Source organism: Thermaerobacter subterraneus DSM 13965, assembly GCF_000183545.2.
Classification (GTDB): Bacteria; Bacillota; Sulfobacillia; order Thermaerobacterales; family Thermaerobacteraceae; genus Thermaerobacter; species Thermaerobacter subterraneus.
In genome coordinates, this window is record NZ_JH976536.1 from 341,669 (window position 1) to 354,233 (window position 12,565).

9 protein-coding genes are annotated in these 12,565 nt (G+C 75.8%); 3 read left to right on the forward strand and 6 right to left on the reverse strand.

What is annotated here, in order from left to right; translation table 11 throughout:
• Positions 1-244 precede the first annotated feature (244 nt).
• Entirely contained in the window at positions 245-862 is a 618-nt protein-coding gene (locus THESUDRAFT_RS11745; RefSeq protein WP_006905014.1) for a spore coat protein, read from the reverse strand.
• A gap of 41 nt (positions 863-903) precedes the next feature.
• On the reverse strand, positions 904-2,496 hold the full coding sequence (locus tag THESUDRAFT_RS11750) for an MFS transporter (RefSeq protein ID WP_006905015.1): 1,593 nt from the start codon (positions 2,494-2,496) through the stop codon (positions 904-906).
• A 594-nt stretch (positions 2,497-3,090) separates the two neighbouring features.
• Here THESUDRAFT_RS11750 and gpr point away from each other — a divergent pair.
• Both gpr and THESUDRAFT_RS11760 read left to right on the forward strand, forming a co-directional pair.
• Positions 3,091-4,296: a GPR endopeptidase gene (gene gpr, locus THESUDRAFT_RS11755; protein WP_006905017.1), complete on the forward strand. Its 1,206-nt coding sequence runs from the start codon at positions 3,091-3,093 to the stop codon at positions 4,294-4,296.
• Positions 4,297-4,507: 211 nt separating this feature from the next.
• Positions 4,508-5,938, forward strand: coding sequence for an MFS transporter (locus tag THESUDRAFT_RS11760; RefSeq protein ID WP_423219093.1), 1,431 nt, complete (start codon positions 4,508-4,510; stop codon positions 5,936-5,938).
• 43 nt (positions 5,939-5,981) lie between these two features.
• Here THESUDRAFT_RS11760 and recG read toward each other — a convergent pair whose 3' ends face one another.
• The gene (recG, locus tag THESUDRAFT_RS11765) at positions 5,982-8,774 is read right to left on the reverse strand and encodes an ATP-dependent DNA helicase RecG (RefSeq protein WP_242823411.1); all 2,793 of its coding nucleotides are present in this window, start codon (positions 8,772-8,774) and stop codon (positions 5,982-5,984) included.
• 85 nt (positions 8,775-8,859) lie between these two features.
• On the reverse strand, positions 8,860-9,345 hold the full coding sequence (locus tag THESUDRAFT_RS11770) for an Asp23/Gls24 family envelope stress response protein (protein WP_040827680.1): 486 nt from the start codon (positions 9,343-9,345) through the stop codon (positions 8,860-8,862).
• Positions 9,346-9,736: 391 nt separating this feature from the next.
• On the opposite strand from THESUDRAFT_RS11770, the gene rpmB reads away from it, so the two are divergent.
• Complete coding sequence (gene rpmB, locus THESUDRAFT_RS11775; protein WP_006905021.1) at positions 9,737-9,928, forward strand: 50S ribosomal protein L28; 192 nt, start codon at positions 9,737-9,739, stop codon at positions 9,926-9,928.
• 148 nt (positions 9,929-10,076) lie between these two features.
• On the opposite strand, the gene hslO is transcribed toward rpmB, so the two are convergent.
• Positions 10,077-11,078, reverse strand: a complete 1,002-nt coding sequence (gene hslO, locus THESUDRAFT_RS11780) for an Hsp33 family molecular chaperone HslO (RefSeq protein ID WP_006905022.1) — start codon at positions 11,076-11,078, stop codon at positions 10,077-10,079.
• 474 nt (positions 11,079-11,552) lie between these two features.
• Entirely contained in the window at positions 11,553-12,413 is an 861-nt protein-coding gene (rpe, locus tag THESUDRAFT_RS11785) for a ribulose-phosphate 3-epimerase (RefSeq protein ID WP_006905024.1), read from the reverse strand.
• Positions 12,414-12,565: the final 152 nt, after the last annotated feature.

Sequence of the window (12,565 nt, forward strand, 5' to 3'; positions counted from 1 at the left end):
TCCGTCACGGATCCTCCCCAAGGCTCTTCCTCCGGTTTCTCCTCTCCCGGCAAGCGGCGGGGTCGCGCCAGCGCCCCGCCGCTTGCTTTGTGTCCAGCGGCCCCGACCCGGCCGGCCCCCGGTCCAGGGGGTCGGAACAGGACCGACGGGCCAGGACAGAGGCTGCCGCCTGTCGCGGCAGCCTCCTGGCCACGGGCGGGATGGCGGCCGGCCGGGCACAGCCATAGCCGCAGCCCTTCGCCGCCTAGCGCGCCCAGGCACCCGCCGGGCCCAGGGTCCCCGGCGCGGCGGCACCCGCATAGCCCCCCGGAAAGCCCTGGGCCACTTGACGAGCCATCTCCGCCGGGGCCTGGGGAACGGCGTACCAGTTGCGCTGCTGGAGATACCGGAAGAGCTCGAAGGCCATCTCGGCGTGGTCCCGGGCGATGTCCAGCAGGGCCCGCCGGGCCTCGGGGTGGGCGGCCTCCAGGGCCGTCCATGTGGTGGCCAGGCAGGCGTGCTTGTTCATCTCCAGGCAACCCACCGCCAGGGTGCGGTCGCTGACCCGGTGGCCCTGGGGCGCCGGCGGCCGGTACGGTTCGAAGGACGGAAAGCCCTGGGTCGCCTGACCGTTGCCGTGGACCCAGCGGGCATCGCCGTGGTAGTGGCCGGCGGGGGGTTGGGCCGCGCCCTGGCCCCGGGCCCGGTCCAGCATCCACTGGAGCTGCCCGTAGTGCCGCCGGTAGACCTGGCTGTGGCGCTGCAGGATCTGGCGCAGCTGCTCGTCCTGGCACATGGCCTGCTCTGCCTCGGCCTTCTCGATCATGGCCGCATGGGCATTCAGCAGGTCCGGCAGGTTGAGAAGCTCCTTATGGCTTAGCACGTTGTTCTCCCTCCTTTGCCCTTGGCCCATGAAGCGGGTGCTCAGGAAGCGGGACTCATCCCTTGCCGGGGCGGGAAGGAGCTGCGCACCCGGCTCCAGGGGCCCAGGGGGATGGGCGGGATCCCGCTCCTTCCCGTCCCGCGGCGCGGGGCGCCCGGTGCTCCCGGGTGGCCGGCCCGGCCGCCGGCGGGGACCGCGTCCGTGGCCAGGCCGTCGCGCCCCGGCACCGCCGCCGCAGCCGCACCCGGGGCGTGGTGGAGCCCAGGGCGGGCCGGAGCCACGGCGGGACGGGGCGTCCCTCCGGCCCCGGCGCCGCCCCGGCGGCCCGGCGGCCCGCCGTTTTCCGGGAGGGACCTCCCCGCCCGCGGATCCCGGAGCCCGCCTCCGGCCCGGGCCCGGGCTCCGGCCGGCCGGTCGCCCGCCCGCGCGGGCAAGGGCTCTAGCAGCACGTCCTGGCGCAGGAACGCGGCCACCAGCCCCAGCACGGCGGCGACAGCTGCAGCACTCCCCAGGTACATGGCCGCCCGGCCCAGGGGGAGCAGCAGGCCGAAGGCCGGCGGCCCCAGAGCCGCTCCGAAGAAGCGAACGGTGCCGTAGAGGGCGGTCACCCCCCCGCGCTCGGCCGACTCAACCGAACTGGTGATCAGGGTGTTGAGGGCGGGTAGCGCCAGGCCGTACCCCAGGCCCATGACGCTGATGGCCGCCACCATGGGAACCAGCTGGCGGGTCAGGAAGAGGGCGGCCGTCCCCAGGGCCAGGATCGCCAGCCCCGTCACCACCACCGCCTTGAGGTACCGGGACAGCCTTTCCTGGAGGACGATGCCGCTGACGTAGGCGGTGATGGTCGCCACCGCCACGGGGATCGCCACCACCAGGCCCTTGACGAATCCCCGGATGCCGAAGGGCCGCTCCAGCAAGTCGGAATACACGCTGAGCAAGCCGAAGAGCATGAACAGCGCGGTGAAGCCCGCTAGAAAGGAGACGGCCAGGGAGGCACCCTTGGCCTGGAAGATCCGGCCCATGCGCCGCAGGTAGGGCCCCGGCGCCGGCGCTTCCCCCGGGCGCTGCGGTTCGGGCACCAGCCACCACAGGCCCAGGGCGGAGAGGGCGGCCAGGGCCGGGTAGGCGAAGAAGGGGGCATACCAGGCCAGCAGCGACAGGGCCGACCCGAGAATGGGACTGGCGATCTTGCCCAGCCCGTTGCTGGCCTCCAGGATGCCCATGGCCCGGGTACGGGCACCCCCTTGGAACATGTCGCCCGCCGCCGCCAGCGCCACCTGGTACATCCCCCCGGCCGAAAGTCCCTGCAGCACCCGGCCCGCCAGGATCCACCCGTAGGGATCGCGGGCGAAGAGGGGCGCCAGGCCGGCTGCCAGGCCCCCCAGTCCGAACCCCACCAGGCCGGGGATCATCACCGTCTTGCGGCCCCACCGGTCCGAAAGGTAGCCGCCGATGGGGATGAACAGCCCCGCCGGCACGGAGAAGGCGGTGATGATGAGCCCAATCTGGAACAGGGTCCGGTCCATGGCCTCGCGCATCATGGGCAGCACGGGGATCAGCATGGAATTGCTGAGGACCATGACGAAGGGCACGCTGCACAGGACGGCAAAGGCCAGGCCCAAGCGCTTCTGCACGGGTCTCACCTCCCTTCCCGGTCACGGCCGGCGGCGGCCGCCGCCGTCACGGCCGCTGGCTTGCCGCCCGCCAGGGGCGCGGCTGGCGGGCAGGCTCCCCGCCAGCGGCTGCGGGCAGGCTGCCCGCAACAAGAAGCGGCCGGTGGCGACCGCCCATCAACGGGCATAGTCTGCCCGGCGGTTCTGGCGGGTGGCACGCCACTCTCTGGCACGGCGTCCAGACCGCGGGTACAGTCCCATAGCGGGAGACCGCAGGGCCCACAGCGGGAACGTGGGGAGCCGATCGGGCCTGGCGCCCTCGCCCCGCACGGCACGCTCGTGCCCCGGGCGGCGGGTCCGCTGCAAGGCGGCGCGCCCGCGCTCCATGCGGCCCCTCGGCCTGCCGGCGGGGCATCCGGGGCGCCGGGCGGCGAGCCCGCAGCAGGCCGCCGCGCGCCGTGGCCCCTGGGGCGCCGTCTTCCTCCCCCGGGGCCGGCTTGGCGCCGCCCGGCCGGCGCCCCGTGCCCAGCGACGCGGGGCCCAACCAGGACGGGCCGGGATAAGGGCCCGTGACCCCGGGAGACCTTAAAGAGGCGGAAACGGAGGGATGGCCCGGTGACGGGACCGCGGGACAGAAGGGTCCAGGGGGAACGCGGCAACCTGGAGCGGATGGCTGAACGCCGGCGCGGTGCGGGCTGGAACGCGGCGCGCCCGGGGGCGGGTGGGGTGCCCTGGGGTGGCAGCGGCCCAGGGATGGCGGCAGGCCCGGACCTGTCAGCCCCACCGGCCGCCGCCGCGCAGGCCGGGGATGCGCCGCCGGCGGCCCCGTCCCTTGCCGCCGGCGGTCCCGGCAACCTGGCCGGGGGCAACCCGGCCGGGTTCGTCCGCACCGACCTGGCCCTGGAGGCCATCGGCACCTCCCAGCCGATGCCCGGGGTCCAGGTGGAGGAAGAGCGCGGCCAGGGCTACCTGGTCACCCGGGTCACGGTCACGAGCCCCGAGGCGGCGCGCCGCCTGGGGAAGCCCCCCGGCCGGTACGTCACCATCGAATCACCGGGCTTTCGCAAGCGGGACCGGGAACTGCAGGAGCGGGTCGCCAACGTACTGGCCCGGGAGCTGGCGGCCATGCTGCCGGACCGGCCCGATGCCTCCTTCTTTGTCGTCGGCCTGGGCAACTGGAACGCCACGCCCGATTCCCTGGGGCCTGAGGTGGTCCACCGCCTGCTGGTCACCCGCCACCTGCAGGAGTACGTGCCAGAAGATCTCAAGGGCGGCCTGCGCTCCGTGGCCGCCCTGGCTCCTGGCGTGCTGGGGCTGACGGGCATCGAGACGGGCGACGTCATCCGCGGCATCGTGCAGCAGATCCGGCCCGACATGGTCATCGCCGTGGACGCCCTGGCCGCCCGCAACATCGAGCGCATCATGACCACCGTCCAGATCGCCGATACGGGCATCCACCCCGGTTCGGGGGTGGGCAACCACCGGGCGGCGGTGACCCGGGAGACCCTGGGGATCCCGGTCATCGCCATCGGGGTGCCTACGGTGGTCCATGCCCACACCATCGCCTACGACACCCTGGACGCCCTGACCCGGTCCCTGCAGTCCCAGTCCACCCTCTTCCGCACCCTGGGGCAGATGCCCGAGGCGGACAAGCGGCGGCTGATCGAAGAGGTGCTGGGACCGGCCGTGGGCGACCTGATGGTGACCCCCAAGGAGATCGACGTCTTCGTCGAGGAGATGGCCACGGTGGTGGCCAGCGGCCTCAACGCCGCCCTGCACCCGCGGATCGACGAGATCGACCTCTCCCCCGTCTTCGCCTGAGCACACCGGCAGGAGGCGGCTGAGCCTGCCTCCGGGACGCGGCCCCCGCCACGACCCGCTGGACCGGCCGGCACGGAGGCGCCCGCCTGCCTTTCCCGGCTTGCCGAACCCGGACCGGCCCTGACCGCGGGGCCGCCCCCCACCGGGCCGCCCCGGCCTCCGGCAGGAACCCGGCACGGCGGGAGCGAACGTGGGCGGATGTTTGCCGGAGGTGGCCCTCTTGCCAGCAGCCGTCTACGTCATTGCCGCCGTCGCCTGGCTGTATTTCATCTCCCTGGACATGCTCGCCACCGGCCTGCCCCTGGCCCTGGCCGCCGGCGGGGCCGGCGAAGGCTGGATCGGCTTCCTGGTGGGATGGATGGGCCTGTCCGCCATGCTCCAGCGGCCCTTCCTGGCCGCCTGGGGCGATCGCCGCGGTCACCGGCCGCTGCTCGTGGCCAGCCTGGGGGCAGGGCTAGCCGGCGCCCTTCTCTTCGCCGTCTCCCGCAACCCCGCCGCCGAACTCGCCGCCCGCACCCTCCAGGGTACCTCCCTGGCGGGCCTGGTGGTCTCCAGCCAGGCCCTGATGGCGGCGCTGGCCCCACCGGCCCAGCGGGCCCGGGCCCTGGCCCTGCAGGGGCTGGCCGACACCGGCGGCGTCCTGGCCGGGACCAACCTGGGCGAGTGGGCGTGGCATCACCTGGGACGAACGGGCCTGTTCGCCGGCACGGCAGCGGTCGTGGCCATGGCCCTGGCGCTGGCGCTGGCCGGACCGGCCCGCACCCGGCGGGAGCCCGGGAACCCGGCGGCGCGCCGCCCGGGCCACGGGGCGGCCGCCGCCGGGGGGCCGCCCGTTCCGGCCGTAGGCGGGGCAGGCCCTTCCCCTCGGGCTCAACCCGCCCCCGAAGCCAACGCCGGCGCCGGACCGGAGGGGCCCCCGTCCCCGGCTGCCGGCACCGCGCATCCGGCCGCCATGGCCGGGCCCGCCTCCACCAGGGACCCCCGGGGGGCACCGGCGGTTCCCGCCACCGCACAGGAGGTCGCCACCGGCGGGGCACCCCACCGCGCCGGGCGGCTGCCGCTGCCCGGGTCCTTTCTCGTGCTGGGTACCCTGACGGGCATGATCTTCGGCGCCGCCCTGAACCTGACCGTGCTCCATGCCCAGGGGGCCGGATTCTGGGCGGGCGGCTGGCTGGCCCTTTTCGCCCTGGTGGCCATGGGGGCGCGCTACGCTGCCGGCAGCTGGCTCGACCGGCGGGCCGGCGGCGGATTGGAAGCTGCCGCCCCGTCCCTGGCCCACCGGCTGCTGGTCCTGGGCTTCGGCCTGATGGCAGCGGGCGAAGGGGCGCTGGCCGCGGCTGCACCGGTGACGGCGGTCTACGGCGCCGCGGCGGTCCTGGCGGCGGGCTACGGCATCGCCCACACGGCGCTGGTGACGGCGGCGGTGGGCGGGGCTCCGGCCCACCGCCGCGGCCTGGCGGCGGGGTGGCTGGCCAATGCCATCGACCTGGGGGTGGGCGCCGGGCTGGCGGTACTGGGCTGGATCCTGGAGACCTGGTCCTTTTCCGTGATGTACGGGGTGCTGGCCGGCGCCGGGATCCTGGGCATGGTCACGGCCCTCCTGGCCCGGCGGCCCGGGCCCCGGGCCGCCGGCCGGCCCTGACGCCCGGCCGGCACCCGCCTTCCCTGGATCCCCCTGGACGGGCCTAGCTCCAGAGGGCCCGGGCCTCGGCCAGAAACTCCCCGTAGCGGGCCACCACTTCCTCCCGCAGGGAGCGGTGGGCCGGCGCATCCAGACCCGGGTCCCGCTCCAGCAGGCGGCGGGCGGCCTCCCGGGCCAGGCGCAGCAGGCCCGCGTCCTTCACCGGGTCGGCGATGCGCAGGGCGGGCAGGCCGTGCTGGCGGGTGCCGAAGAAGTCGCCCGGCCCCCGCAGCTGGAGGTCGAACTCGGCGATGTCGAAACCGCTCTGGCTGCGGCAGAGGGCCTCGAGCCGCATCCGGCCCTCGGCGCTGGCCGGGTCGGCCACCAGGATGCACAGGGACTCCTTGGATCCCCGCCCCACCCGGCCGCGCAGCTGGTGCAGCTGGGCCAGCCCGAAGCGGTCGGCCCCCTCGATGATCATGACCGTCGCGTTGGGGACGTCGACCCCCACCTCGATGACCGTGGTGGCCACCAGCACGTCCAGCGCCCGCCGCTCGAAGGCCCGCATGACCCGTTCCTTCTCGGGCCCCGGCATCCGGCCGTGGAGGATCCCCACGCGCAGCCGGGGATAGCGCCGGGCCACGTACTCGGCCCAGGTGGTGACCGCCTTGTGCTCTGCATCCTCCGGAGCCCCTCCGGGTCCTGGCGCCGGCCCCTCCCCGCCGGCCGCCTGGCCGCCGGAGCCCGGGCCGTCGCCTGCCGGCCCGGCGGCAGGATCGTCCACCAGGGGGCAAACCACGTACCCCTGCTCGCCGGCCGCCACCCGGGCCGCCAGAAGGTCGTACGCCTTGCGGCGCTGCCGGCCCCGCAGCCACACGGTGCGGACGGGCTGGCGACCCGGCGGCAACTGGTCGATGACCGACACGTCCAGATCGCCGTAGAGGGTCAGGGCCAGCGTCCGCGGAATGGGCGTGGCCGTCATGACCAGCAGGTCCGGCCGCCGGCCCTTGTCCTGGAGCAGGGCCCGCTGGCGGACGCCAAAGCGGTGCTGCTCGTCGATGATCACCAGGCCCAGGTCGCGGAAGCGGACGTTCTCCTGGATCAAGGCGTGGGTGCCCACCACCACCGGCCACTGGCCCGTGGCCAGCCCCTGGAGCACCCGCTCGCGGTCGGCGGCCGGCTGGCTGCCCACCAGCAGCACCACAGGAATCCCCGCCGGGGCCAGCAGCTGCTGCAGCCGCCGGGCGTGCTGCTCGGCCAGGATCTCCGTGGGGGCCATCAAGGCCGCCTGGGCACCGCTCTCCACCGCCTTCACCATGGCCCAGGCCGCGATCACCGTCTTGCCCGAGCCCACGTCGCCCTGGACCAGCCGCCGCATGGGCCGCGGCGCTTCCATGTCGGCCCGGATCTCGTCCAGCACGCGGCGCTGGGCCGGGGTGAGCTCGAAGGGCAGGGCCGCCAGGAAGCGGGCCACCCGGGGACCGTCGGGCCGGTGGGCCCGGCCGGGTTCTTGCTGCTGCTGGCTGCGCACCCGGGCCAGGGCCACCTGCATGACGAACCATTCCTCGAAGGCCAGGCGCCGGCGGGCGGCCTGCCACGCCTCGGCGTCGGGCGGGAAGTGGATGTCCCGCAGGGCCTGGGCCCGTTCCACCAGGTTCAGCTGCCGCCGCAGCTCCTCGGGCAGGATCTCGGGCACCCGCCCGGCCAGGGCGCCCACCACCTGCCAGGCCAGCTGGCGCAGCCAGCGCTGGTGCAATCCCTCGGTGGCGGGATAGACGGGGACGATCCGCGCGGTGTGCACCGGCTCGTCGCCCTCGCCTTCCAGCAGCTCCACCTCCGGGTGGTCCATCTGCCAGCCCCGGTAGCCCGCCTCCACCCGCCCGCTCAGCCGCACCGGGCGGCCGGGGGGCAGCTGCTGGAGCCGGAAGGGCTGGTTGAAGAACACGGCGTCCAGCCGGCCGCTGCCGTCGCTTATCGTCACCCGCACCACGACCCGCCGGGTGCGGGTGGGCACGCGCTGGGCGGCCACCACCACGCCCTGGACGGTGGCCACCTCACCGGGCACCAGCCGGGCGATGGGCTTCCAGGTGGAGCGGTCTTCATAACGCCGGGGCAGGTGCCAGAGCAGGTCCCCGGCGGTGTGAAGGCCGAGCCGGGCCAGGCGCTGGGCCTGCCGGCGGCCCACGCCGGGCAGGCGGCCCAGGGGCGTGGCCGGCGTGATCTCCCCTGCACCGCTGCCGGCCAGGGGCGACCGCCGTCCCGAGGGCCCGGAGGCCCCGGCCCCTGCGGCCGGCGCGGGAGCCGTGCCGGCGGCTGCGGAAGGGCCGCCGGCAGGGGCCACCGGGACCGGAGCCGGTGGCCCGCCCGGAGGAACCGTCCGGCCCTGCGAAGGCGCCCCAGCGGGCGCCGGTTCCCCGCCGAGCGGGATCCGGCGCCCAGGGGACTCCCCCGCCGCCGGCGCGGCGGCCCGGGCCACCAGGTCCACGGCGCGGGCGACCCGCTCCGCCCGCTGGCCGGGTGGCAGCCGGTCAAAGTCGCGGAACAGGCGGTAGGCCTCCCGCAAGGGTCCCCTCTGGTCCGGGGGCAGGGTCCGGGCAGCGGCTTCCAGGGCCCTCTGCACCTCGGCGGCCGCGCCGGCGGCAGGCAACATCGGCGGCAAATCGCCGGCCCGCTGCAGAGCCGCCGCCAGCTCGGCCCAGGCACCCGCAGGCTGGCCGGACCCGGGCGTCCCTCGCCGTGCGGCCCCTTGCTCCCCTGCCCCCGCCAGCCGCTCCGGGCGGGCATGCCCTCTTCCCGCCCCCGCGGCCGCGGGCTGGAGGTCGGGGCCGCACCCGGCGCCGCCGGCCGCGCCAGGCATTCCCTGCGGCCAGGGCTCCGGGGGGCCTCCCCCCTGCCGGGCCGCCCTGTCCTCCCCCGCACCGGCCCTCATGCGAACCATCGCCTCACCCGCGCAGGTTCGTGCCCCGGTCCTCCGGGCCCGCCCGCAGCTCGCCGGACCCGCCCGGCCCTGCCACCGCGGGGGCGCCGGCGGCCCCGGGCGCCGCCGGCCCGGAGGGGCCGGGCAACGGGCCTTGCGGCACCCGCACGCCGGCCACGTGGACGTTCACCCGCACCCGCTCTTCTCCCACGGCCCGGCGCACGGCCTCCCCCACCCGCCGCATCACCGTGCGGGCGACCTCGGGAATGGGCACGCCGTACGCGACGACGATCCGCACCGTCAGCTCCAGGCCGCCGTCGCCCGCGGACACCTCGACACCGCGCCCGTGGGCCTCCGTCCCCAGCAGGCCGGCCAGCCCCTGGCGCCAGCCCCGGGGGACCGTGCCCACCACGCCCTCGCACTGGGCCAGGGCCGTACCGGCGATGCCGGCGATCACCTCGTCGCTGATGGCAATCCGGCCGTGATCGGTCTGGAATTCCAGCAACCCCATGCCCCCCGCTTCCCCGTTCCGGCCCGTGCCGGGTCTCGGACATTCCCCTTCGCCGGTGGCCGCCCCATTCCTTGCCGCCCTGTGGGGCCTGTGGTAGAATCGGCTGCGTGATTCAGGCTCCATGCACGGGACGTCCCGTGAGCGCCGCCGTTGCCGGCGCCGGGGAGGCCGTCCCCTCGGCGGGAGCCGGCGGCATGGCTTGATCGTTCACCCGCGGCCCGGGCCGGCCCGGAGGTCGCGGCACCCGGCCCCGGGGGCCACAGGACGGCGCCCGCAGCGTGTCCAGCGGCCGGTAGGCCCGCTCCGCGCTACGGCGGCACGTCCCGCCGGCCGGGGCGGGGGCGGCCGGCCCGGCGCCCCATGGGCCGCGGACAGTGGAAGGAGAATCGATATGGCCCGTCGTTGTGAGATCTGCGGCAAGGGCGTGGACTACGGCAACCAGGTCAGCCACTCCAACCGCAAGTCGCGGCGCATCTGGGGCCCCAACCTGCAGCGGGTGCGCGCCGTGACGCCCCAGGGCGTGCGCCGCATCCGCGTGTGCACCACCTGCCTGAAGTCGGGCCGGGTGGCGCGCGCCGTCTGAGACCTGTACCGCCGGGCCACGGGGGCCTCCGCCACCGGGGCCACCGGCATCGCGGGCCGGCACCGGCCCGCGCCGGCCGCCACCGGCGGCCGTCCTCCCAGCACCTGCATCGTGATGGCGAAGTGCCGGCCAGGGGCCGGCCTTTGTTTTAGGTCGATCCGCCCTGGCGGGACTCCCCCTCCTGCCCGGCCCGGCGGTCCGGGCGGCCCTGCCGGGCGGCGGCCACCAGCGCCTCCAGCTCCTCGCCGCTCAGGTGGTAGGTGGTGCCGCAGAAGTGACAGCGCAGCTCGGCGCCGCCGTCTTCCCGCAGGATGGTCTCCAGTTCCTCGGGACCGAGACTGATCAGCGCCCGCTCCACCCGCTGCCGGTCGCAGCGGCAGCGGAAGGCCAGGGGCTGGCGGTCCAGGATGCGGGGCGCCAGGCCGGCCAGGCCGCGCTCGATCATCGCTTCGGGGGTCAGACCCGCATCGATCAGGCGGCTGATGCCCTGCAGCTGCTGCAGGTTTTGTTCCAGCCGCTCGGCCCACCCCTCCGGATGACCCGGCAGCAGCTGCAGCATGAACCCGCCCGCAGCCCGCACGCTACCCCCAGGGCCGACCAGCACCCCCAGTCCCACCACCGAGGGCGTCTGGTCCGACTGGACCAGGAAGGCGGTCACGTCGTCGCCGATCTCCCCGGAAACCAGCGGCACGCTTCCGGTGTACGGCGTGCCCAGGCCCAGGTCGCGGGTCACGTGCAGGAACCCCGGCAGCCCCACGGCACCCCCCACGTCCAGCTTGCCGTCGGGCCGCAAGGGCAGGTCCACGTGGGGGTTGCGGACGTAGCCGCGCACCGTCCCGGCCGCCTCGCCGGTGGCCAGGATGACCCCCAGGGGGCCGCTTCCCGCCACCCGGACGGTGACGGTGGCGTCATCCTTGAGCTGGGCGGCCAGCAGGGCCGTGGCGGTCAGCACCCGGCCCAGGGCCGCCGTGGCCGTGGGCCAGGTGTCGTGCCGCCGCCGGGCCTCTTCCACCAGGCGGGTGGTCCGGCAGGCCAGGGCGCGCACCAGGCCATCGCCGGCCACCGCCCGCACCAGGTAATCGCCGTTCCCGCCGGCAAGACCGGCGGCATCGTGGTCCCGCTCGTGTTCCTGTTCCCGTCCCCGTTCCATCCTTCACCATCCCATGCGGCCCCCGGCCCCGGGGTCGCCGGCGCGGGAGCAGGCCGGGTCACCACCCGGCGCCCCACCGCCCGGTGGCCCCGGGGCGCCGGAGGGCGCGGCGGCATCGAGTCCATCGCGCTCATCATGTTGCCACAAACGCCCCGGCACGGCAGCAGGGGCCGCGGCCCCCTCCCGCTACGGCTGGGAGCCGCCGCCAGGACGGGCCGAGGGGCGGCGCCGTGCACCCTGGCCCTGCGGCAAGGACCCCTGGCAGGCGGCTGAAAAGCGTGGCGCCGGCCAGTTCCGGGCCGGCGCGCCCCTCCTGCGTCAAGAATCCCCAAGTCCTTCAGGCGTTGCCGCGCCGCCCCCGGCGGAAGATCCGGCCCAGAAGGCCGGGCAGGCGCACCACGATGACCCGAACAGCCATGGGCATTCCCTCCCGCCCCAGGCTATTCGGCGGAAGCCCGGCCGGGTGCCTGGCCATCAAGGGGCCGGGCGTTCGGGGGCCGCGGGAGGCGGCGGGGCGGCAGCCAGCGCCTGGCGGAGGCGGTGCAGGTTCGTCCCCACGGGCGCCTGCCCGTTGTACACCGCGGACCCGGCCACCAGCAGGTCGGCCCCGGCGGCGGCGGCCAAAGGCGCCGTCGCGGGGTCGATACCGCCGTCGACCTCCAGCCACGGCCGCGGGCCGGCGGCGGGCAGCATGGCCCGCAACGCCCGCAGCTTGTCCAGGGCTAAGGGCAGGAAAGCCTGGCCGCCGAAGCCGGGGTTGACGCTCATCACCAGGATGAGGTCGACCTCACCCAGCAGCGGCTCCACTGCCACCGCCGGCGTGCCGGGGTTCAGGGCCACGCCCGCCCGGCAGCCCAGGGCGCGGATCATCTGGACGGCCCGGTGCACGTGGGGCGTGGCCTCCACGTGGACGGTGATCACGTCGGCCCCCGCCTGGGCCACCGCCGGCAGCAGGGCTTCGGGCCGCTCCACCATGAGGTGCACGTCCAGGGGCAGGCGGGTCAGCCTGCGCACCGCCGCCACAATCATCGGCCCGAAGGTCAGGTTGGGGACGAACCGGCCGTCCATCACATCGAGGTGCAGCCCGGCAGCCCCGCCGGCCTCGGCCGCCCGGACCTCCTCCGCCAGGCGGGTGAAATCGGCGGACAGCAGGGACGGTAGAACCACCGCTCCTGCACCGGGTTCCGGCCAGCCCAGGGCGCGGGGCGCGGGTTCCCCTGGCGTACCGTCCGGTGCCGCGGCGGTGCCGCCGGCCGCCGGCCCGGCCGGGTTCTCCCCCCGGGCGGCGAGGTCCGCGGTGCCGCCGCGCTGGTTTCCGTGGTGACCGCCGGCCATGGCCTCCCCTTCCCCTTTGTAGAGTCGTGCCTGGTGTCGTGCCGGGCCGGGCGGCGGCCCTGGGTCGGGCGCCGGCCCTGGGACGCATGCCGGCCCTTCGACGCCGGCGGGCCTTCAAGGCTCGCGGCCCATCATTCAACGCTCGCGGCCCA